The organism is Micromonospora phaseoli, from assembly GCF_900109115.1.
In the GTDB taxonomy this organism is placed as follows: Bacteria; Actinomycetota; Actinomycetes; order Mycobacteriales; family Micromonosporaceae; genus Micromonospora; species Micromonospora phaseoli.
The window spans coordinates 260,438-281,150 of sequence record NZ_FNYV01000005.1; the positions used below are offsets into that span (position 1 = coordinate 260,438).

Consider the following 20,713-nt stretch of genomic DNA (forward strand, 5'->3'; position numbering starts at 1 on the left):
GCGCGACAGCGTACCCCGGGCTCGCCGGGTCAATCCTGGCGCGAAATCGGACCGTTGACAGGTGTGATCAGCGTTCGGCGGCCCCACGTCCCCGGCGTCCGAACGGCACCACGGCCGCCTCCTGTCCGTGGCTGAGCAGGTAGCCCTCCACGAAGCCGGAGTTCCGGTCGCCGGTGTGCGTCTCGATCTCCCGCAGCCGCTCCACCAGGAACTCGGTGAGCGCGGTGAGTCGGTCGTTGAGCCGGTCGTGCAGCTCGGCGACGACGGCCAGGACGATCGCGGTGCCGGCGGTGGCGAGCGTGCAGAGGTTGACGAGCAGCGGCAGCTGCCCGCCGTTCAGGGCCAGGGTCACCGCGTTGCCGGTCACGCACAGCGTCACCGAGACCGTCGCGACCACGACTGCAAACCATTTCAGGGTCATGGAGAGACCCCCTTCTGTCCCGCAGGGCTGGGTTCGGCCTTGTCCCGTCCCCCCGCCGACGACGAGCCCAAGCAGTACGAATACGGACGCTAGCGCGCCCGTTCCTGCCCCGTAGCGAAACGAATGAGGCTGACCTGCCGTTCTTTCGCTATCTGAGGAACTAGCTGGCCGCGTCGCCTCGTTTTCGGACAGCGAGCGGCAGCGTCGGGCGATATGCGAGATAACGAATGGTTTCTCGGATGTGGAACTTCTCCGCGTCCGAGACGTCCGGGTCGACCAGCCGGCGCAGCAGTGCCTCCACGTCGGGGTCCATCGGCGGCGGCGACGGGGGCGTCCGGCGGGAGGTCGTCCGGTCCCAGCCCAACGCCGTGAAAGCTGTCGCAGGGTCGAGTCCCAGGCCCTCGCAGAACGCCACCACCCGTTCGGCCTCCGGGTCGCTGGCCCAGTCGCCGCGTACCCAGCGGTTGATGGTCTGACGGGAGACGCCGGTGCGCCGGGAGACCTCGGTGCCACTCCACGCCCGGGTCGCGCGGGCCTCGTCGAGAGCCCGCCGGACGAAGGTGGCGAAGGCGATCTTCCGCGCATTGGCCGTCTCGGTCACCTGGTGACCGTACGGCCGTTGTGCCCTGGTGGGGGCTCCTGCCACGCGTCTGTCACGCTTGCGTGACGTCGATCCGATGCGGCCGGAGGGGGGTCCGGCGCTCTTCCTGAGGGGTGCCACCTGCGAAGGATAGATGTACGTAGGTGCGGAGGCAAACGAACGAAAAGCTGATACTGTCACGTTCATGGGACAACCTACGGTGTGTCACGTGCATGAGACGATCAGTGCTCACCTGCGTCACGCGCCCGTTGTGAGGGGGATGCGGTGACCGAACTCGCCACCCGTGCCCAGGCATTCAGTCTGGTGGCAGAGGGGGTCGCCGCCGGGCTGAGCGCACCATGGCGCCTGTACCTCGCCCGGGGCTGTCGGTACCTGTCGTTGAGCGTCGCCGACCGGGCCGAGTGGAACGCCTGGCGAACCCACCTCGGCTGTCCGGAGCTGAGCGTCCGGGTCTACGACGCCGGTGGCGAGATCCGCCGGTCGTCGGTGGCCGAGGTGGTCATGGACGGCTGCCGGATCAGCGTCGAGCTGGTCGAGGAGGTCGGCACCGACGACCTCGACCGTCTCCTGGTGGCCGACCCCACCACTATCGAACCGGAGGAGCGATGAGGGGCGCGCGACGGATCGGAGTCGCCGGATGAGCCCGTTCCTCGCGATCTTCCTCGTCCTCGTGCTCGCCGCGACGAGCTACGCCGCGGGGCGGCTGCACGGGCAACTCAGCTATCGGATCGGATACCGCTTCGGCTACCGGCAGGGCTACTTCGACGGTGACCGCGGCGCGTGGAACCGCCGTCGCCGCGACGCCCAGGCCGCGATCGCGTCCGCGCTGGCGGTCGCGGCGCCCGCCCCAACCCCCACCCGGGTCGCCGCCACGGTGGTCCGCCCGGGTACCACGTACACCGGATCGTCCTTCGCGGAGCCGGCCGCCCCGGTCACCGGGCGGCACCCGACCGGCACCCTCGTCCGACGGACCGGCTGAACCGGTCGACGGGCCCCCGGCCCGTCCTACAGACGCGACGCGTACCCCCTTCGGGCGGCGTCGCCGGGGCCACGTCAGACCGGTGACGATGGTCCCACCGGCCGGGATGCGCGCAGGGGGCATGCATCCCGGCCGGTTCCACACCCGCCGCGCGGACTGCGCCTCGGCTCGATCGAGGACTTCGACGCAGGCCCTAGCTTGGAGGGGTGCGGGGAGCTAGCGTCTAGGCATGGCGCGGGGTTGTCCCGAGCCAGCCGGCCCGCCCGGCCTGCGACCTCGCGCACGGGGCCCGCATCCGACCCCGTGTCCGTCGGGCATCCGGAGGAGGCGGACCGCGGGTGGCCGGGTGCCCATCCGCCGGAGCAGGCCTGTGACGACTCGCCGTACGACCGCCGGTGCCGACCAGGGCCCGGCCGCGACTGGCACGACCCGCCGCAGCACCCGGAGCCGCCGTACCGCGGCCGCGGGTTCGGCCGACACCAGGGAGCCCCGACCAGCGGGCCAATCCTTCGTCCTGGACACTTCCGTCCTGCTCAGCGACCCGGCGGCGTTCCACCGCTTCGCCGAGCACGAGGTGGTGCTACCGCTGGTGGTGATCTCCGAGTTGGAGGGCAAGCGCCAGCACCCGGAGCTGGGCTGGTTCGCCCGACAGTCGCTGCGCATGCTGGACGAGTTGCGGGTGCGCCATGGCCGGCTCGACCGGCCGGTTCCCGCCAACGACGCCGGTGGCACCCTGCGCGTGGAGCTGAACCACACCGACGACGGCGTGCTGCCGCCGGGTTTCCGCAACGAGTCCAACGACGCCCGGATCCTCTCCGTCGCGCTGAACCTCGCCGCCGAGGGGCGGGAGGTGACGCTGGTCAGCAAGGACATGCCGCTGCGGGTCAAGGCCGCCTCGGTGGGGCTGCGGGCGGACGAGTACCGGCACGGGCAGGCGAGCGACCCGACGTGGACCGGGATGGCCGAGCTGGAGCTGGGTGAGGACGACATCGCCCGGCTCTACGCCGGGGAGGCCATCGACGTCGACGCGGCGGCCGGTCTGGTCTGCCACACCGGCCTGGTGCTGCACTCGTCGCGGGGATCGGCGCTCGGCCGGGTACTGCCGGACAAGACCGTCCGGCTCGTCCGTGGTGACCGTGAGGCGTTCGGCGTACACGGGCGCTCCGCCGAGCAGCGGATCGCCCTCGACCTGCTGCTCGACGAGTCGATCGGGATCGTCTCGCTCGGCGGCCGGGCCGGCACCGGGAAGTCCGCCCTGGCGCTCTGCGCGGGGCTGGAGGCGGTGATGGAGCGCCGCCGGCACAAGAAGGTGATCGTCTTCCGTCCGCTGTACGCCGTCGGCGGTCAGGAGTTGGGCTACCTGCCAGGCTCGGAGTCGGAGAAGATGTCGCCGTGGGCCCAGGCGGTCTTCGACACGCTCGGCGCGGTGATGCACGAGAACGTGCTGGAGGAGGTCACCTCGCGTGGCCTGCTCGAGGTGCTGCCGCTGACCCACATCCGCGGGCGGAGTCTGCACGACGCCTTCGTGATCGTCGACGAGGCGCAGTCCCTGGAGCGCGGCGTCCTGCTGACCGTGCTCTCCCGGATCGGTCAGGGCTCACGGGTGGTGCTGACCCACGACGTCGCCCAGCGGGACAATCTGCGGGTCGGGCGACACGACGGGGTCACCGCAGTGATCGAGGCGCTCAAGGGCCATCAGCTCTTCGCGCACGTCACCCTCAGCCGTTCAGAGCGTTCGCCAATTGCCGCAATGGTGACGGATCTACTGGAGGACATCCCGAGCTGATGCCCGCCTAGGGCGTGTTTAGGCGTATTTTCTGAGTGACCCACGTCACAATTGGGGCTGGCCGTTTCCCAACAGCCTCACTGTGCGCGATGGTGTCCCACGGGCGCCCACGCACCGGACGCATCGTTGGTGATCGTTCGTCACTCCACGAGGGAGCGGACGTCGCCGGCAGGCGGACGCGGTGCGTCAACGGCGATCGGCACGCCGGTCGCGGGCGCTCGCGGCGCGCTCCGACCTGTGCGGTCGCGGTCACGCCGCGTCCCTGACCCCGACGAAGGGATCACTTCGTGAGTCGGCCATGGCGCCGGTTCGCCGCCCGCACCGCAGCCATCGCGCTGCTCTCCGTGGGCGTAGCCGGCGGTTTCTACTTGAGCGAGGACCGCCAGTCCCAGCGCCCGGGCCCGGGCGCGCAGGTAGCGGGCAGTGTCACCGAGATCGACGTCGACTATCGGCAGGAACAGGCGGTCTCCCGCCAGGTCCGGGCCGCCCGGCAGCAGGCAACCGAGGTCAGGAAACAGGCCCGTGCCGCCGCGGAGAAGGCCCGCAAGGCCGAGGAGGCGGCGCGGAAGAAGGCTGAGGAGAAGGCCGCCAGGGAGGCCGCGGCCCGGATCGCGAAGCCGTACGACGGACCGATCCCCGAGTCCTGCGAGGAGTACAGCGGCAACCGGAAGGTCGGCTGCGCGATGATGATCGACGCAGGATTCAAGATCGACCAGTTCCCCTGCCTCGACAAGCTCTGGAACAAGGAGAGCGGCTGGAACCACAAGGCCCGCAATCCCTCCTCCGGGGCGTACGGCATCCCGCAGGCCTACCCGGGCAACAAGATGTCCTCGGTCGGCGACGACTGGGAGACCAACCCGGTCACCCAGATCAAGTGGGGTCTGGGCTACATCAAGGGCCGGTACAGCAACCCTTGCGGCGCTTGGACGCAGTCGCAGAACAAGGGCTACTACTGAGCTGAACGACGGTGGAGGGGAGGTTGGTCGCGACCAACCTCCCCTTCCGTACCCCGTCTTGCCGAGGCCCGGGACGGGCGGTGGGCCAGGCCCCGTGCGGTGAAAAGTGGCGCCTGCCGGCATTTGCTGATAGCTGTTGACAGGTGACCCTGCACCCCGGAAGTGGTGGTGACCCCCACCGGTTCGGCACCGAGGCCTTCTACGCGTCCATCGGTCGGGCCTTCGTCGCCATGTGTGCCGTGGTGCCGGTCCTGTTCCTGATCGAGGGCCTCGACCAGTGGCTCGGTGCCGGCTTCGACTCCGCCGCCGGCATCATCCCGCAGCGCATCGACGGGCTGGACGGGGTCTTCTTCTCACCCTTCCTGCACCACGGCTTCGACCACCTCTACAGCAACAGCATCCCGCTGATCCTGCTCGGCACCTTCGTGCTGGCCGCGGGTGCCCGACGGTTCCTCTGGTCCACCCTGGTGATCGTTCTGGTCAGCGGCCTGGGTGTGTGGTTCACCGGCTCGCCCAGCACGATCGTGGTCGGTGCCAGCGGGGTGATCTTCGGGTACCTCGGCATCCTGCTCACCCGGGGCATCGTCGAGCGGAGCTGGTGGAATTTCGCCGTCTTCCTGCTGGTCGGTCTGCTCTACGGGGGCCAGTTGGTCGGCGTGCTGCCCACCGACGAACGAATCTCCTGGCAGGGCCACCTCTTCGGGCTGCTCGGCGGCATCGTGGCCGCGGTCATCTTCCGCCGCCGCCGGTCCGACCTCGACGGGCCGTACCGCTCCGAATCCCCGATGACCATGCCCTGAACCGCCCGCCGAGCGCGGCGACCGCCACGGCGACCAGGGTGAGAACGGCGCCGAGCAGGGTGGTCACGTCGGGCTGCGAGGCCGCCGACGGCAGCAGCACATCCAGCAGCAGCGCGCCGACGACCTGGCCGGCGACGGTGGCCAGGCCGAGCAGCAGCACGCCGGTGAGACGGACGACCGCCGCCGCCACCGCGATGAACGTCACGCCGATCGGCCCGCCCAGGTAGAGCCAGGGCTCGGTGGGTAGGCCACCGGTAGGCAGCCCGCGCAGCGCCAGACTGACGGCGAACGCGGCCAGCAGCACCGTCGTACCGACGGCGAAGTTGACCAGGGTGGCGGTCAGCGTGCTCCCCGTGACCACCCGGACCCACCCGTTCACCGCCTGCTGCCACGCCACTGCGACGCCCGCCAGCAGCGGCAGCAGGGCCAGACCCAGGGTCGCCGGCTCGCCGAGCCGGTCGCCGACGGCCAGCAGCACCGCTGCCACGGTCAGCACCGCCCCGGCCAGCCGGGCGGCGGTCACCGGTTGCCGGCCGCTCGGGCCGATCCCCGCCCGGTCGACGGCCAGGCTGCTGGCTGACTGGCCGGCCACGATCGCCACGGTGAACACCGCCACACCCAGGGTGCCGACGGTGGCCCCCTGGGTGAACACCAGGAACGCGCCGCACGCCCCGCCGAGGCACTGCCAGGGCCGCAACGTGCCCCGGGCCAGGGCGGTGCGCAGCGTGGCCAGACCTCGCCGCCCGCCGGCGGTGGCGGGTACCAGCAGGATCAGCAGCAGCAGGCCCGAACCGAACGAGACGACCGCGGCGGCGACGCCGTCACCGAGGCGCCCGCCCAACTCGCCGTTGATCCGCGACTGGGTGGCCACGGCGACCCCGGCGAATGCCGCCAGTCCCACCGCGCCGGCCCGGCGACCCGTCGACACCGTCGTCCGGGTCGCCGCTGCGGCCGTCCCCCTCACGCCACCCCGCCGTGCCTGATGGTTCGCTCACTCAAGCCTGTTCGTCCAGTGGCCGGCCGTCGAAGTCCACCGCCGAGTAGAGCGCCAGCTTCTCCAACCGGTGGTACGAGTCGATCACCCGGATGGTGCCGCTCTTGGAGCGCATCACGATCGACTGGGTGTACGCCCCACCGGACCGGTACCGCACCCCGCGCAGCAGGTCACCGGAGGTGATGCCGGTTGCCACGAAGAAGCAGTTGTCCCCGGTGACCAGGTCGTCGGTGGTGAAGACGCGGTCCAGGTCGTGTCCCGCCGCGATCGCCTTCTCCCGCTCGGCCTCGTCCCGTGGCCAGAGCTTGGCCTGCAGCATCCCGCCCATGCACTTGAGGGCACAGGCGGCGGTGATCCCCTCCGGCGTGCCGCCGATGCCCATCAGCACGTCCACCTCCGACTCGCCGCGGGCGGCGGCGATGGCACCGGCGATGTCGCCGTCGGAGATGAAGCGGATACCGGCTCCGGTCCGGCGGATCTGACCGACCAGGTCTTCGTGCCGGGGACGGTCGAGCACACAGACGGTCACCTCGGAGACGCTGGTGCCCTTGGCCTTCGCGATACGCCGCAGGTTCTCGGCGGTACCGGCCTCGATGTCCACCACGTCAGCGTAGGCCGGGCCGACGGCGAGCTTGTCCATGTAGAAGACGGCACTCGGGTCGAACATCGCCCCGCGCTCGGCCACCGCCAGCACCGCGAGGGCGTTCGGCATCCCCTTGGCCATCAGGGTGGTGCCGTCGATCGGGTCGACCGCGACGTCCACCGCCGGACCGGTGCCGTCACCGACCTCTTCACCGTTGAAGAGCATCGGGGCGTTGTCCTTCTCACCCTCGCCGATCACCACGATGCCCGTCATCGGGATCGAGTTGATCAGCTTGCGCATGGCGTCGACGGCGGCGCCGTCGCCGCCCTCCTTGTCACCCCGGCCGACCCACCGGCCGGCAGCCATAGCCGCGGCCTCGGTGACCCGTACCAGGTCCAGGGCGAGGTTACGGTCGAGGTTCTGTGGGGTTCGCGTCCTGGTGGTCGTCATGAAGCGGCTCCTCCTCGCGGCGGTGCGGGGCGGGCCGGCGTTGCCGGCTTTGTTCCTGATCCTCACACGATGGCGGACGCGTGGCCGGAGCGGGGCGGTGATGGGCCGGATACCGCCGGTCGGGCGGCTGCGAGAATGGCGAGGTGGAACCCGCACAGCCTGCCGACCGCGTACCCGCAGACGAGCCCCCGACCGGTGACCAGCCGACCGTCGAGCGGGCCGGTGGGTCGGACGCACCCCCGCCACGGCCGGAATTGAGACGAACCGCCGGAGAGCCGGTGACGCCGGGCGAAGGCGGTGCCAGGAAGTCAGAACGCTCGCCCAGGGACATGGCGATCTCGCTGCTGGTGCTGCTGGTCCCGATCGCCCTGCTGCTCGCCTTCTACCGGGGGTTCCTCGGCGGGGACGAGCCGAACACGGTCGACCCGGCGCCGGCCTTCGACCAGGCGAAGTCGGCCGGCGCGTTTCCGGTGAGCGAGCCGACCGGGCTGAGTGACGGTTGGAAAACCGTACGGGCGGCCTACCGCACCGCCGAGGACGGCGCGATCCTTCGGGTGGGCTACATCACCCCGGAGGGGCGGGGCCTGCAGCTGGTGCAGAGCAACGTGCCGGCGGAACGGCTGCTACCGGCCGAGTTGACCGCCGAAGGGCGACCGCAGGGGCAGACCGATCTCGGGGCCAGCACCTGGCAGCGGTACACGGCGCGCGGCAACGAGCAGGCACTGGTGCTGCTTCAGCCGGACCGTACGGTGATCGTCGTCGGCGACGCCCGGGACAACGAACTGCGGGCGCTCGCCACCGCCGTCGATTGACAAGGTGCCCCCAGGATGTCGCCCGGATCCGCTACGCTCCCCGGGTTCGATGCCTGATCGGCCCGATCCGGCGGGCTTTCCTGTTTTTGAAGAGAGAACGATCTGTGAACATTCGACGTTGGAGCGTGGGCGTCATCGCCGCCACGCTGCTCGTTCCCGGCTTGGCCGCCTGCAACTCCAGCGGTACCGACTCGTCGTCCACGGGCTCCTCGCCCGAGTCGGTCATCCCGGCCGACCCCAAGGCGGCGCTGGTCGCCTCCACCAAGGGGCTGGCCGACGGCAACTTCACCTTCGCCATCGCGGCCGACTCGATAACGGGCAAGGGCACCCTGCACAAGCCCAGCAACAGCGCCCAGATGACCATGACCATGGGCGACGAAGACTTCACCATGGACTTCGACCTCATCCAGATCCAGCCCGACACCTGGGTGAAGGTCGACCTGGGTGACCTGTTCGACGGCGTCCCGGGCATGGAGGCGTTCAAGGACAAGTACCAGCACCTCGACGCCGCGAAGGCCAGCGAGGCGAAGAGCCTGGATGTGTTCAAGGAGGGCACCGACCCGGCCAACGCCGCGGCGATGTTCGAGGGCCTCACCGACGTGCAGAAGACCGGCGAGGGTGCCTACAGCGGCACCTTCGACCTCTCCGCGGTGAAGGACTCGATCGCTGCGGACGAGGATGTGCTCAAGGAGTTGGGCGACAAGGCCAAGGCGATCCCGTTCACCGCGAAGCTGGACACCGAGGGCCGGCTGACCGAGTTGGTCATGTCCGTCCCCGCTGCCGGTGAGACCAAGGCGCAGGACTTCAAGGTCACCTACGCCGACTATGGTGCCGCGACCGCGGTGCAGAAGCCGCCGGCGGACCAGGTCATCGAGGCGAACGAGCAGACCTACGAGATGTTCAAGTAGGTCGCACCAGCGCTGCGAACGGGGGTGGGCTGCGGCCCACCCCCGTTTCGCGTACCCAGCGTGACGCGGCACCCGTCGGGCGGTGCGGCCGGGGGTCCGGTGATTGCGCGGGCGGGAGAGTGGGCACAGAAAAGGGGAGCCTCCGGCGCGAGATGCGTCGGGTGACCCTGCTGGGAGACACCGATGACCGTTCGACGAATGAGCGCCGGCCTCGTGGCCGCTGCCCTGTTCACGCCCGGAGTCGCCGCCTGCACCACCACCGGCGACGCCGGCTCCACCGCCACACCGTCCGCCACCGCCTCCGGTGCCGCGCCCCAGGTCGACAGCGACGCCAAGCAGGCGTTGCTGGACTCCACTCGGGAGATCAGCAACGGCAACTTCCGGTTCAGCATGTCCGGTGCCGGATCCGTCGCCGAGGGGCAGGTGCACCAGCCGAGCCAGAGCGCTGAGATGCGGATACGCCTCGGCGAGCCGACCGACGACCTGGCGATCAGCCTCGACCTCGTGCACGCCAAGCCGGACAGCTGGGTGAAGCTTGACCTCAAGGGCAGCGCGGCGACCAGGGTGCCGGGTGTGGACCGGCTCAACCTCGGCAAGTACCAGCATCTCGACCAGAACCGGATCCAGGGCGACCGGAATCTCGGCTTCGATTTCGACCAGGTCGACCCGGCCGGCAGCGAGGTGCTCACCCAGGCCGTCACCGAGGCGCAGCGCACCGGCGACGGTACCTACACCGGCACCATCGACCTGTCGAAGGCCGCCGACGCCGGATCGCTCGACCCCACGCTGATCACCGCGCTCGGCCCGCAGGGGAGCGCCGTGCCGTTCACCGCGACGACCGATGCGCAGGGGCGGCTCACCGAGCTGGTCGTGCAGCTGCCCCAGAGCGGCCAGGCCGCCGGGCAGGAGATCAAGGTGACGTACAGCGACTACGGCAACGCGACCGAGGCCACCAAGCCCCCGGCCGACCAGGTCGTCGAGGCGCCGCCGGAGCTGTACAACCTGTTCGACTGAGGACGACCCGCGCGGCGGGAGGGCACCGGCTCCCGCCGCGCCGTCATGCGCTCGTCTGCGCATCGGGAAAGATGAGCGGAACCGGTGTCGAACATATGTTCAGGTAATGGTGAGTTCATCGACCGGGCGGGCCCTGCCATCGCTGACGAGTTTGCGAATCATCGCCGCCAGCCTGGTCTTCTTCGGTCACGGGGCGGTGCTTCAGATATTCGCCGACCCGGATGTCAACCAGTCCCTGTTCCATCTGGCCCGTAACGCCAGCCCGCTCGGGCTTTCCTACTTCTTCGTCCTCAGCGGCTTCGTGCTGCTCTGGTCGCACCGTCCGGAGGACACCGCCGGACGGTTCTGGCGGCGACGGCTGGTGCGGATCTTCCCCAACCACGTGCTCGTCTACGCCGCGATGCTGATCATGATTGTGGTCGCTGGCGGGCAGCTCGCCACCACGGATGCCCTGGCGAGTCTCTTCCTGGTTCAGTCCTGGTGGCCCCACCCGACGCTGTGGCTGAATGCGGTGAACATCCCGACCTGGTCACTCTCGGTGGAACTCCTGCTCTACCTGGCGTTCCCGCTGACCCTGGCCCTGGTCAACCGGATTCCGCGGCGGCATCTGTGGGCGGCGACGGCGCTGATCGCCGGCGGCGCGATCGCGATGCCTCTCATCGTCAACGAGTACTGGTCGTACGACGCGCAGGCCGTCACCACGGAGCCCGCGATCCAGCAATGGCTGCTCTACGCCTCACCGGTCGCCCGACTCTTCGAGTTTCTGGTCGGCATGCTCATGGCTCGGATCCTGATAGCTGGACAATGGCCGCGCATCCGTCCGATCCTGGCCCTGACAATCATCATTGTGATGTACGTGGTCACGCTCGACATCGAGCTGATGGGCGGCTACCAGGCGCTCTTCCTGATTCCGCTCGCCCTGCTGGTCACCGGGTGCGCGGCAGCGGACCTGGCCGGGCGAACCCGCCTGTTGAACCGTCCGTGGCTGGTCTGGACAGGTGAGTTGACCTACGGCTTCTATCTCGTGCACTTCACCGTTCTGGTGGGCGTACACGCCGCCTACAGCGGGCAGTCGTGGGTCGGATACCTCTACGATGCCCGGCAGTTCACGATCGCCGGCGGGATCCTCTTCCTGGTCGGAACGTTCCTGCTGTCGCTGTTCATCGCCGGCGTGCTCTACACCTTCGTCGAGCATCCCCTCATGCGTCGCTGGGCGCGCCCGAACAGGGACCGCACGCCCACCGAGCCGCCGGTAGTCGAGCGGGCCGGATGAACCCCCGGCTCGACCCGGAGACGGATGCCGAACTCAGGCAGGCGGTCCAGCGGTTCACCGAGGCGGTTTCGCAGCTTGGGCTCGACGACGAGATCCAACTGGTCAGCGAACCGGGATCGGCGGCCGGCGCGGCGGTGCTACAGATCGGCCAGGCGTCCGTACTGCACTGGCTGGCCTGGTTGGTGGAGCAGGCACCCAGCCCGCTCGCCGATCGTGACTGGCCGAACCTGTGGGAGCACTTCGAGTGATCGCGGCCTGATCAGCCCGCCGGATCCTGGCGGGCGGCGTCGATGCGGGCGCGGGCACCGTCCAGCCAGCGTTGGCAGATCACCGCCAGCGCCTCGCCGCGCTCCCAGAGCGCCAGCGACTCCTCCAGCGACGTGCCGCCGGCCTCCAGCCGCTCCACCACCGACGCCAGCTCGGCACGGGCCTGTTCGTAGCTGAGTCGCTCGTCCGACCCGCTCGTCTTCTCGTCAGTCATCGCACCCATCTCAGCACAACCAGCCGACACCCCCGCCCACCGCACCGCCCACGCCTACCGGCCGTTGCCGGGTCGACCACCAGGTTGTTACCCGGCAGGGAGATCGACCTGGGCGACAACTTCACGGCCGACGGGAGGTGGGGGGTGATCCTCGACGGTGGCGGACAGTTCGCCGTCGGCGAGGCGTACCCGTAGCGCGTCGCCCGGGGCCACCTCGGTGGCCGCGCGTACGACGTGGCCGTCGGCGCGCTGCACGATCGCGTACCCGCGGTCGAGGGTGGCGGCCGGGGAGAGCGCGCGCAGCCGGGCCAGGGTGTGCCGCAGGTCGTCGTCGGCGGCATCGAGTCGGTGGTCCAGGCAGCGCCCGGCGCGTTGGCGTAGGGCGGCCAGGTCGGTGGCCCGCTGTTCGACCATCACCTGCGGACGGGCCAGCACCGGCCGGGAGCGCAGCGCGTCGATGCGGTGTGACTCGCGGTCTACGAGGTTGCGCACCGCCCGGTGCAGGCGGTGCCGGGCCTGGCTGATCAGGCGGATCTCCTCGGCCAGGTCGGGTACCACCCGCTTGGCCGCGTCGGTGGGTGTCGACGCGCGGACGTCGGCCACGTAGTCGACCAGCGGCGTATCCGTCTCGTGACCGATCGCGCTGACCACCGGGGTGCGGCAGGCGAAAACGGCCCGGCAGAGCGCTTCGTCGGAGAAGGGGAGCAGATCCTCGATGCCACCCCCGCCGCGAGCCAGGATGATCACGTCGATGCTCGGATCGGCGTCCAGCACCTTGAGCGCGTCCACGATCTGTGGGACCGCGCCGGGACCCTGGACGGCCACGTTCACCGTCCGGAACTCCACCGCCGGCCAGCGTCGGCGAGCGTTGGTCAGCACGTCCCGTTCGGCCGCGCTGGCCCGGCCGGTGATCAGCCCGATCCGCTGTGGCAGGAAAGGAGGTCGGCGTTTGCGGGACCGGTCGAACAACCCCTCGGCGGCGAGCAACTTCTTGAGCTTCTCCAGCCGGGCCAGCAGCTCGCCGAGCCCGACCTGGCGGATCTCGTCCGCGCGCAGGCTGAGCGTGCCCCGGGCGGCGTAGAACTCCGGCTTGGCGTGCAGCACGACGCGAGCGCCCTCGCGCAGCTCCGGTGCGCCGGAGTCGAGCACGTCCCGGTTGGTGGTGACGGTGAGGCTCAGATCGGCCGACGGGTCACGCAGCGTCAGGAAGACGGTGCTGGCGCCGGGCCGCCGACTGATCTGTGCGACCTGCCCGTCCACCCACACCCAGCCGAGCCGGGCGACCCAGGCGCCGATCTTCTGGCTGACCACCCGTACCGGCCACGGCTCCTCCGAGCTGCTCTTCCCGCCCGTACCCGAATCCACCCACCCACCCTACGGATTCCCCCCGTGATCAAGAAGTTTTGGTCCTGGTGGGCGGGTTCGTCGACCAAAACTTCTTGATCACCGCGGTGGGCGAGGGGGTGGGGTGGGGCGAGACGGTTTGGCGGCCGCTGCCGGGTACTGCGGTGGCACGTACGATGAAGGGGTGACTGAGGCGCAGAGGACTTCCCGGACCGGCAAGCGCGTGATCCTGGCCAAGCCCCGCGGATACTGCGCGGGCGTCGACCGGGCGGTGCAGACCGTCGAGGAGGCGCTGAAGCTCTACGGTGCCCCGATCTACGTGCGCAAGCAGATCGTGCACAACAAGCACGTGGTGCGGACGCTGGAGGCGCAGGGTGCGATCTTCGTGGAGGAGAACGAGGAGGTGCCCGAGGGCGCCACGGTGATCTTCTCCGCGCACGGTGTGGCACCCGAGGTCTACGAGCAGGCGAAGGAGCGCTCGCTCAAGGCGATCGACGCGACCTGCCCGCTGGTGACCAAGGTGCACCACGAGGCGAAGCGGTTCGCCGCCGAGGACTACGACATCCTGCTCATCGGCCACGAGGGCCACGAGGAGGTCATCGGCACCGCCGGGGAGGCCCCGGAGCACATCCAGTTGGTGGACGGCCCGGAGGATGCCGACCGGATCACCGTGCGCGACCCGAACAAGGTGGTCTGGCTGTCGCAGACGACCCTGTCGGTGGACGAGACGATGGAGACGGTGGCCCGGCTCAAGAAGCGCCTGCCGATGCTCCAGTCGCCGCCCAGCGACGACATCTGCTACGCCACCAGTAACCGCCAGCACGTGGTCAAGGAGATCGCGGCGGAGTGCGACGTGGTGATCGTCGTCGGTTCGCGTAACTCATCCAACTCGGTGCGCCTGGTCGAGGTGGCGCTGGACGCCGGCGCCCGCGCCGGGCACCTGGTCGACTTCGCCCGGGAGATCGACGACGCCTGGCTGGCCGGCGCGCGTACGGTCGGCCTGACCTCGGGCGCGAGCGTGCCGGAAGAGTTGGTGCAGGAGGTGCTGGCGCACCTCGCCGAGCGCGGTTTCACCGACGTGGAGGAGGTGGTGACCGCGAACGAGCGGCTCACCTTCTCGCTGCCACAGGAGCTCAAGCGCGACATGAAGGCCGCCGCGGCGGCCCAGGGCTGATCCGCCCGATGGAACGGTTGACCGGCCTGCTGCGTCAGAGCTGGGCATGAGAACCCTTCGGATAGCTGCCGCCGCGCTGATCGTCTGCACGGCGCTCGCCGCCTGTGGCGGTCAGGACGCGGGGGACGGCTCCGCCACCCCGACCCCGACGGGAGCGTCACCCGTGACCGAGCTGCCGACCCCGGATCCCACCGGATCCGCGCCCCCGCCCTCCGACCCGGTGGACCCGACGGCCCCGACCACCCGGCCGACCGTCCGGCCGAGCGGCCCGACGAAGCCACCGACGACCGGCGAGGTGACCCTGACCGGCCGGATCGACTCCGGGGTCGAGCCCGGCTGCCTGCTGCTCGACGGCTACCTGCTGCTCGGCGGGCCCCGCGACGTGCTGACCGCTGGCGCGACGGTGACGGTGACCGGCCGCGCCGACCCGAGCATGATGACCACCTGCCAGCAGGGCACCCCGTTCGTGGTGGCGTCGGCCAAGCGCGGCTGAGCGGGGTTCCGGGCCGCCGTCGCCGGCAGTACGGGACGGCGGTGTGGATCAGTTGATGGCAGGATGCCTCGGTGCGGTACCGACCGATCCTTCCTGCGGCGGCCGGGACGCTCGCCGTCGTTCACGTCGTCGGCATCCTCACCGGTCTTCCCCTGCTGCGCGAGGCCGAGGTGGCCGCGTTGCTGCTGCTGTCGGCGTACGCCCTGACCGCCCGGCCGTCCCCCCGGCCCTGGGGGGTGCCGGTGGCGCTCGCCGTGCTGGTCGTGGACGCGTGGATCACGATGCAGGCCGATCCCGCCGTCCGGAGCTGGCAGGTACTTCGCCCCGGGTCGGTGGACCTGACCACGGGTTTCGCAACCGGTCTCCGCTTGACCTGGGCGTGCCTCGTGCTCGTCCTCGTGCTGGTGGTGACCGAGCGGCGGCACGCAGCCCGTCCGGGTCTGCGGGTCATCGGCGGGGCCGTGCTGGCGGCGGTGCTGGTGAGCGGGTACGCCGTCGCCCGCCTGCTCGACGTCCACCTCGCCGCATGGGAACCATCGGGGGCCGACTCCGGCGGGCCGTCCTGGATGGAGACGATCGCCGCCGCCGGCTTGGCGGTGCTGGCGCCCCTCGCGCTCGCCTTCGGCGCGATCGTTCTGGCCGCTCTGCTGGCCGGCGGCGGGCGGCGGTTCGCCGCCGGGGGCGCCGCCCTGCTGGCTCTGGTTGCCCTGCCACACCTCGACGCGGCCCTCGCGCCGTTGCCGCTGCCGTACGCGGAACGCGGCACCCCGTTCACCGCCGCCTTCCAAGCCACCGCGCTCCTGCCCGCACCCGGACCGGCCGCCGTCACTGCCGTCGAGTTGGCCGCGTTACTGCTGCTCGTGGTGGGTCTGTGTGCCCGCCACGCGGAACGGGCCGAGCCGGGCAGCCGGTCTCACCAGTAGCCACCCGGGCGGATGGACAGACGGAAGCCCGTCTCCGGAGAACCGGAGACGGGCTTCCTGGTGGTGCGGATGGTGGTGTCAGTTCACCGCGCCGACGGAGACCGCACCGCGGCCGACGACCGCACCGTCGGTGGTCACCACGGACAGCTCACCGTAGAGCGCCCGGCCCGCGGCCGGGGCGGACTGGGCGGTCACCGTGCCCGAGATGGTGCCGGTGGCACCGTGCGCCAGGGTGAGGGTGCCGCCCGACGCCGCGAGGGTGCCGAACGCCGGGGACGAGAACGAGTCCCGGTAGTCGTACTCGGTGCTGCCACCGGCACCGTCGACCGAGTACGCCTCGACGACGACGGTGTAGGTGCCCGCGACCGGGTTGGCCAGGGTCACGAACTCCTCCGAGTCGCCGTCCGCGTTGTAGCCCACCAGACTGCCGTCGCGGTAGACGAACAGGTCGAGGTCGGCGCCGGCGTTCGAGGTGTTACCGATGCGGGCGGTGAAGCTGGTGGCGCCCGCCGGCACATCCACGGTGAACTCCTGCGTCGCGTACTCGACGATGGTCGGCCGCTCCGAGTGCGTGCTGGACAGCGGGCCGCCCTGGCCGGTCACCGAGACCGGGCCGAAGGTGTTCTTCAGCGTCCAGGTGACCGGGGTCGCGACGCCGGCGGTGACCGACGGCAGCTCGACCACGGCCGGCTCGACCGCAACGCCCTGCACCCGTGCCTGGATCTGGTACGGGTTGTTCAGCGACGGTGAGGTCCGCCGGGACTCCACCTCGATCTCCCAGACACCGGGCATCGGGTTCTGGTAGTCACGCTCGAAGGCGTTGCAGACGACCGTGCTGACATGGTTGGTGAAGCAGGCCAGGCTGGAGGTGCTCTCCACCGGGACGCCCCACGGGTTGAACGCGATGAACCGGGTCTGCGACCCGGTGGCGATGCCGGAGAGGTTCACCTGCAGCGCACCGGCGCCCGGGGGAACCGTCACGAAGTACGACGTGGTGCTGTTCCGATCCACCGAGCCCTGCGCCGAGTAGGCGAAGTTGGGCTTGTTGACGTCGTTCGAGGCCACCACCACGGCGGAGAACTCGAAGTCGATCGTGTTGGTGGCCGGGTCGTCGACGGTCACGATCGTGCCGTGCGCGCCCGCGGTCTTCGGCTTGGCGGTGACCGTGATGGTGACGGTCTTGTTCAGCGGCAGCGTGACGGTCTTCGGCGCCGAGAAGGTGCCGTTGTTGCCGCGCAGGCCGACGTTGTGCTTGACGTTGCCGGCCGGGCCGCTGGTCCGGACCAGCTTGACCTGGTACGACTTCGACTGGTTGACCTTGTGCCCACCGTCGGCGGAGCCGCAGCGGTTGTAGACGCCGGTACCGCGGTTGGGGGTGGCCAACTGGTCGGAGAGCACCGTGCAGACCGGGGCGTCGGAGGTGTACGAGCGGGTCTGCACACCCTTCTTGAGCAGCTTCCAGGCACCCGGCACGTTGAACATGCCGTAGCCCTGCCCCTGGGTGGGGGTGTCGGCGATCGGCTTGGCCGAGGTGTAGATCGCCCGGCGCAGCATCTCCGGGGTGATGCCCTTGTCGGTGGCCTTGGCGGCCGAGAGCAGCAGCGCGGCAGCGCCGGCGGCCTGCGGTGAGGCCATCGACGTGCCGTTGAACATGCCGTAACCCGACGGCAGCGCGTAGCCGGCCTCGGCGACCGGGCTGCCGGCCTGCCAGACCGGGGTGGTGGAGATGGCCGAGCCGGGGGCGGCGATGTTCGGCTTGGCGCCGCCGTCCTCGCGCGGGCCGCGGGAGGAGAAGTTGAACAGCGCGTTCTTCTTCTTGACCACCGAGCCGTAGTTGGCCAGCCAGGTGTCCTTGCTGACGCTGGCGGCGACGCTGACCACGTTTGTCGACGCCGACGGGTCACCGATGGTGTTCACGCCCGGGCCGGAGTTGCCGGCCGAGATGAACATCTGCACCCCGTAGGTGGTGATCAGGTTGTTGTAGAGGGTGGCGCGGGCGTTGTTGCCGTCGTTGAGCGCCGGCAGGCCACCGATCGACATGTTGATGACGTCGACCCCACGGTTGATCACCAGATCGGCCATGCCGGTGGTGAGCGCGGCGGCCGTGCAGCCGCCGCCCCAGGAGCAGGCACGGGAGGAAACGATCTTGGCGCCGGGGGCCGCACCGTCGAACGCGCTGTTGCCCAGCATGTCGTTCGCGGCGGTGATGCCGGCGACGTGCGTGCCGTGCGCGCCCTCGATGATGCCGATGTTGACGTAGTCGACCAGGCCCGGGCCGCCGACCGGAGTGGTGTTGACGTTCTTGCGGTACTCGACGACGAACGACATCCGCTCGGTGATCGGAGTCGCCGGGTTGTCGGTGCCGAAGTAGCCGACGTCGAACTTCTCCTTGTACGGCCGCATCACGGCCTCGTCGGTGAAGTCGCCGTCCTGGTCGCTGTCGACCCAGGTGTTGTTCGTCGTCGGGTCGAAGAGGATGCCGAACTGGTCGGTGTTGTCACCGTCGCGGTTGACGTCACCGCCCGGCTCGCTGTTGTTGGTGGTGTTCTCGCTGAACACGTTGAACCGGTAGGTGCCGGCGGGCGCGGTCCAGGTGCGACCGGCCAGGGTGAACGTCGGCCCGGTCACCTGGTTGATCATCGGCCGCCAGGTGGCGTCCTCGAACGGGTCGGTCGCGGTGACCCAGTCGACGATCTTGCGCTCGCCGGTGGTGGTCTCCTGCAACGCCGGGTGCTCCAGGTCCACACCGGAGTCCATGATGCCGATGGTGACGCCGCGGCCGTCCCACTTCTTGTTCTGCTGGACGAACTTGACCGCACCGGTCTCGCCCGTCGGCATGTAGGGGTTGTCGGCGGCCGTCTTGGCGCCCGGGCCGCTGAGCGTGCTGCCCTGCTTGGCGCCCTTCTGGCCGCCCTGAACGACCTCGGGCTTCGGGTCCGGCAGCTGGATCTTCTCGTCCAGGTCGATCACGGCGACACCGGGCAGCGCGGCGGCCTTGAGCGCCTTGCTGGTCGGCACCTTGGCGAGCACGTAACCGATGGTGTCGTAGCGTTCGGTCACCGCCGCGCCCAGGTCGGTGAGGTCGTCCGCGACGTCCTTCGCCTTCCCCTTGTCGGTGGCGACGATCATCGTGACGGTGGGGGCGTTCTTCGCCTCCGCCTCGGCGAGCAGCTTGGCGTCGTGCTGGCCCAGCGCCTCGGCGGGGGTGGCCTGCGCGGCGTCGGATCCGGCAGGAGCGGCGCTCGCGGTGGCGGCACCGCCTGCCACGGTCACGGCGCTGGCCGCCATGACCGAGGCGAAGAGCGCGGCGGAGGTACGCCGGCTCAGGTTTCGGGGTTTACTCACGTTCTCTTTCCTCCAGAGAACAGGGCCCTCAGATGCAGGGCGCGCGTGAGCGCATCCTTCGTGGTGTCGACCGTCGATGTCACTACCGGCAGGTACGTTGTGACCATCTCGTGATATGCGAGACGCGCATTGTCACATCGAAGGTGATAGTGATCCAATCAGTTCGACCGAGTTCGATCATCTGAAGTGGAATCCGCCAGCAGTTCTGGCGCTTGGGGTTGCCGGGGTGCCAGCTCCACCTGCCCCGGTGTTGTCAGTTCCTGATCCGATACCCCCAATTCAGCCAGCTTGCGGGCGCTCACCAGCACCCGCGCCTCCAGCGACCCCAACGCCCGGTTGTACGCGGTCACCGCGCCACCGAGCGAGGCGCCGAGCTTGCCGACATGGTCGCCGAGCGTCGACAGCCGCCCGTACAGCTCTCGGGCCAGCGAGTGCACCGCCACCGCGTTGCGGGCCAGGTGTTCCTGCCGCCACGACCAGGCGACGGTACGCAGCAGCGCGACCAGCGTGGCCGGGGTGGCCAGCACCACGTTGCGGGCGAACGCGTGCTCCAGCAGCGTCGGGTCACGTTGCAGGGCGACGTCGAGGAAGGTGTCCGCCGGCACGAAGAGCACCACGAACTCGGGAGTGGACTCGAACGCCGCCCAGTACGACTTGGCGGCCAGCGCGTCGACGTGTGCCCGCAGGTGCTTCGCGTGCATGTCGAGCTGGGCGTCCCTGCCCCGCTCGTCGCGCGCCTCCATCGCGGTGAGGTACGCGTCGAACGGCGCCTTGGCGTCGACCACCACGCTGCGCCCGCCGTGCAGCCGGACCACCAGGTCGGGGCGTACCGTCTGGTCGTCGATGGTGGCGGTGACCTGCTCGGAGAAGTCGCAGTGTTCCAGCATGCCGGCGGCCTCGACGATGCGGCGCAGCTGGTGCTCGCCCCACCGGCCGCGCACCTGCGGCGCGCGTAGCGCCGCCACCAGCTGCTTTGTCTCGGTACGCAGCTCGCCGGAGACCACGCTCATCGACCGCACCTGCTCGCGCAGCTCGGCGTACGCGTCGACCCGGTCACGCTCCAGCTCGGACACCCGCTGCTCGTAGCGGCGCAGCGTCTCGTGCAGCGGGGCCACCGCCCGGGCGACCGCCTCCTGGGACTGGGCCGTCGCCTCGTAGTTCAACGCCCGCATCGACTGCTCCAGCCGCCCCTCGCCCTCGCGGGTGGCGCGCAGGGTGGCGTCCAACCGGGCGATCTCGGTCGCCGCGCGGGACCGGGCGGCGAACCAGCCGATCGCGCCGCCGGCACCGAGGCAGACGACGACAACCGCGAGGGTCGAGAGCTCCATCCTCAGGAGCTTGCCAAAGATGAGCCGTTCGCGCCCCGACGGGTCCCC

At 70.2% G+C, this 20,713-nt stretch carries 21 protein-coding genes; 13 read left to right on the forward strand and 8 right to left on the reverse strand.

All coding sequences use genetic code 11. The features are described from left to right. Nucleotides 1–67: 67 nt before the first annotated feature. Together BMY89_RS15430 and BMY89_RS15435 are read right to left on the reverse strand one after the other, a co-directional pair. Nucleotides 68–421, reverse strand: coding sequence for a hypothetical protein (locus tag BMY89_RS15430; RefSeq protein WP_092380660.1), 354 nt, complete (start codon nt 419–421; stop codon nt 68–70). A 160-nt stretch (nt 422–581) separates the two neighbouring features. Further along, nucleotides 582–1,022: a helix-turn-helix domain-containing protein gene (locus tag BMY89_RS15435; protein ID WP_092380661.1), complete on the reverse strand. Its 441-nt coding sequence runs from the start codon at nt 1,020–1,022 to the stop codon at nt 582–584. 264 nt (nt 1,023–1,286) lie between these two features. On the opposite strand from BMY89_RS15435, the gene BMY89_RS15440 reads away from it, so the two are divergent. The 5 genes from BMY89_RS15440 to BMY89_RS15460 all read left to right on the forward strand — a co-directional run bounded on the left by BMY89_RS15440 (nt 1,287) and on the right by BMY89_RS15460 (nt 5,543). Further along, nucleotides 1,287–1,631, forward strand: coding sequence for a hypothetical protein (locus tag BMY89_RS15440; protein ID WP_092380662.1), 345 nt, complete (start codon nt 1,287–1,289; stop codon nt 1,629–1,631). A 28-nt stretch (nt 1,632–1,659) separates the two neighbouring features. After that, complete coding sequence (locus tag BMY89_RS15445; protein WP_092380663.1) at nt 1,660–2,001, forward strand: hypothetical protein; 342 nt, start codon at nt 1,660–1,662, stop codon at nt 1,999–2,001. 370 nt (nt 2,002–2,371) lie between these two features. Continuing rightward, nucleotides 2,372–3,787, forward strand: coding sequence for an RNA 5'-3' helicase PhoH2 (locus tag BMY89_RS15450; RefSeq protein WP_092380664.1), 1,416 nt, complete (start codon nt 2,372–2,374; stop codon nt 3,785–3,787). A gap of 287 nt (nt 3,788–4,074) precedes the next feature. Further along, a complete protein-coding gene (locus tag BMY89_RS15455; protein WP_092380665.1) occupies nt 4,075–4,743 on the forward strand; it encodes an aggregation-promoting factor C-terminal-like domain-containing protein in 669 nt (222 codons plus the stop codon). A gap of 143 nt (nt 4,744–4,886) precedes the next feature. Then, entirely contained in the window at nt 4,887–5,543 is a 657-nt protein-coding gene (locus tag BMY89_RS15460) for a rhomboid family intramembrane serine protease (protein WP_092380666.1), read from the forward strand. Here the strand turns inward: BMY89_RS15460 and BMY89_RS15465 are convergent. Both BMY89_RS15465 and glpX read right to left on the reverse strand, forming a co-directional pair. Continuing rightward, nucleotides 5,473–6,471 (reverse strand): DMT family transporter, encoded by a 999-nt coding sequence (locus BMY89_RS15465; protein WP_232521357.1) that lies wholly within the window; start codon nt 6,469–6,471, stop codon nt 5,473–5,475. The genes BMY89_RS15460 and BMY89_RS15465 overlap by 71 nt on opposite strands. Nucleotides 6,472–6,538: 67 nt before the next feature. After that, nucleotides 6,539–7,570 (reverse strand): class II fructose-bisphosphatase, encoded by a 1,032-nt coding sequence (gene glpX / locus BMY89_RS15470; protein ID WP_092380668.1) that lies wholly within the window; start codon nt 7,568–7,570, stop codon nt 6,539–6,541. A 143-nt stretch (nt 7,571–7,713) separates the two neighbouring features. Here glpX and BMY89_RS15475 point away from each other — a divergent pair, with 143 nt between their 5' ends. The 5 genes from BMY89_RS15475 (at nt 7,714) to BMY89_RS15495 (ending at nt 11,825) form a co-directional block, all read left to right on the forward strand. After that, nucleotides 7,714–8,382: a DUF4245 domain-containing protein gene (locus BMY89_RS15475; RefSeq protein ID WP_092380669.1), complete on the forward strand. Its 669-nt coding sequence runs from the start codon at nt 7,714–7,716 to the stop codon at nt 8,380–8,382. A 104-nt stretch (nt 8,383–8,486) separates the two neighbouring features. Next, a complete protein-coding gene (locus BMY89_RS15480; RefSeq protein WP_232521358.1) occupies nt 8,487–9,290 on the forward strand; it encodes a hypothetical protein in 804 nt (267 codons plus the stop codon). A 198-nt stretch (nt 9,291–9,488) separates the two neighbouring features. Further along, a complete protein-coding gene (locus BMY89_RS15485; RefSeq protein WP_232521359.1) occupies nt 9,489–10,304 on the forward strand; it encodes a hypothetical protein in 816 nt (271 codons plus the stop codon). Nucleotides 10,305–10,410: 106 nt separating this feature from the next. Continuing rightward, nucleotides 10,411–11,577: an acyltransferase family protein gene (locus BMY89_RS15490; RefSeq protein ID WP_092380672.1), complete on the forward strand. Its 1,167-nt coding sequence runs from the start codon at nt 10,411–10,413 to the stop codon at nt 11,575–11,577. Then, nucleotides 11,574–11,825, forward strand: a complete 252-nt coding sequence (locus BMY89_RS15495; protein WP_092380673.1) for a hypothetical protein — start codon at nt 11,574–11,576, stop codon at nt 11,823–11,825. The genes BMY89_RS15490 and BMY89_RS15495 overlap by 4 nt, the downstream gene beginning before the upstream one ends. An 11-nt stretch (nt 11,826–11,836) precedes the next feature. Here BMY89_RS15495 and BMY89_RS15500 read toward each other — a convergent pair whose 3' ends face one another. Together BMY89_RS15500 and xseA are read right to left on the reverse strand one after the other, a co-directional pair. Next, complete coding sequence (locus BMY89_RS15500) at nt 11,837–12,067, reverse strand: exodeoxyribonuclease VII small subunit (protein ID WP_170147693.1); 231 nt, start codon at nt 12,065–12,067, stop codon at nt 11,837–11,839. A gap of 78 nt (nt 12,068–12,145) precedes the next feature. Continuing rightward, the gene (gene xseA / locus BMY89_RS15505) at nt 12,146–13,423 is read right to left on the reverse strand and encodes an exodeoxyribonuclease VII large subunit (protein WP_092380674.1); all 1,278 of its coding nucleotides are present in this window, start codon (nt 13,421–13,423) and stop codon (nt 12,146–12,148) included. A 163-nt stretch (nt 13,424–13,586) separates the two neighbouring features. On the opposite strand from xseA, the gene BMY89_RS15510 reads away from it, so the two are divergent. The 3 genes from BMY89_RS15510 to BMY89_RS15520 all read left to right on the forward strand — a co-directional run bounded on the left by BMY89_RS15510 (nt 13,587) and on the right by BMY89_RS15520 (nt 15,992). Beyond that, nucleotides 13,587–14,576 (forward strand): 4-hydroxy-3-methylbut-2-enyl diphosphate reductase, encoded by a 990-nt coding sequence (locus tag BMY89_RS15510; RefSeq protein ID WP_092380675.1) that lies wholly within the window; start codon nt 13,587–13,589, stop codon nt 14,574–14,576. A gap of 46 nt (nt 14,577–14,622) precedes the next feature. After that, the gene (locus tag BMY89_RS15515; RefSeq protein ID WP_092380676.1) at nt 14,623–15,069 is read left to right on the forward strand and encodes a hypothetical protein; all 447 of its coding nucleotides are present in this window, start codon (nt 14,623–14,625) and stop codon (nt 15,067–15,069) included. 71 nt (nt 15,070–15,140) lie between these two features. Beyond that, the gene (locus tag BMY89_RS15520) at nt 15,141–15,992 is read left to right on the forward strand and encodes a hypothetical protein (protein WP_092380677.1); all 852 of its coding nucleotides are present in this window, start codon (nt 15,141–15,143) and stop codon (nt 15,990–15,992) included. A 78-nt stretch (nt 15,993–16,070) separates the two neighbouring features. On the opposite strand, the gene BMY89_RS15525 is transcribed toward BMY89_RS15520, so the two are convergent. Next, nucleotides 16,071–19,337, reverse strand: coding sequence for a S8 family serine peptidase (locus BMY89_RS15525; RefSeq protein ID WP_092380678.1), 3,267 nt, complete (start codon nt 19,335–19,337; stop codon nt 16,071–16,073). Between the two features lie 158 nt (nt 19,338–19,495). Further along, a complete protein-coding gene (locus BMY89_RS15530) occupies nt 19,496–20,665 on the reverse strand; it encodes a DNA recombination protein RmuC (protein ID WP_092380679.1) in 1,170 nt (389 codons plus the stop codon). Nucleotides 20,666–20,713: the final 48 nt, after the last annotated feature.

What these genes read in the sequence shown, in the direction of transcription:
- BMY89_RS15515 (WP_092380676.1), top strand. Translation starts at nt 14,623, where the DNA reads ATGAGAACCCTTCGGATAGCTGCCGCCGCGCTGATCGTCTGCACGGCG.
- BMY89_RS15500 (WP_170147693.1), bottom strand. Translation starts at nt 12,067, where the DNA reads ATGGGTGCGATGACTGACGAGAAGACGAGCGGGTCGGACGAGCGACTC.
- BMY89_RS15485 (WP_232521359.1), top strand. Translation starts at nt 9,489, where the DNA reads ATGAGCGCCGGCCTCGTGGCCGCTGCCCTGTTCACGCCCGGAGTCGCC.
- BMY89_RS15490 (WP_092380672.1), top strand. Translation starts at nt 10,411, where the DNA reads ATGGTGAGTTCATCGACCGGGCGGGCCCTGCCATCGCTGACGAGTTTG.
- BMY89_RS15530 (WP_092380679.1), bottom strand. Translation starts at nt 20,665, where the DNA reads ATGGAGCTCTCGACCCTCGCGGTTGTCGTCGTCTGCCTCGGTGCCGGC.
- BMY89_RS15495 (WP_092380673.1), top strand. Translation starts at nt 11,574, where the DNA reads ATGAACCCCCGGCTCGACCCGGAGACGGATGCCGAACTCAGGCAGGCG.
- BMY89_RS15445 (WP_092380663.1), top strand. Translation starts at nt 1,660, where the DNA reads ATGAGCCCGTTCCTCGCGATCTTCCTCGTCCTCGTGCTCGCCGCGACG.
- BMY89_RS15430 (WP_092380660.1), bottom strand. Translation starts at nt 421, where the DNA reads ATGACCCTGAAATGGTTTGCAGTCGTGGTCGCGACGGTCTCGGTGACG.
- glpX (WP_092380668.1), bottom strand. Translation starts at nt 7,570, where the DNA reads ATGACGACCACCAGGACGCGAACCCCACAGAACCTCGACCGTAACCTC.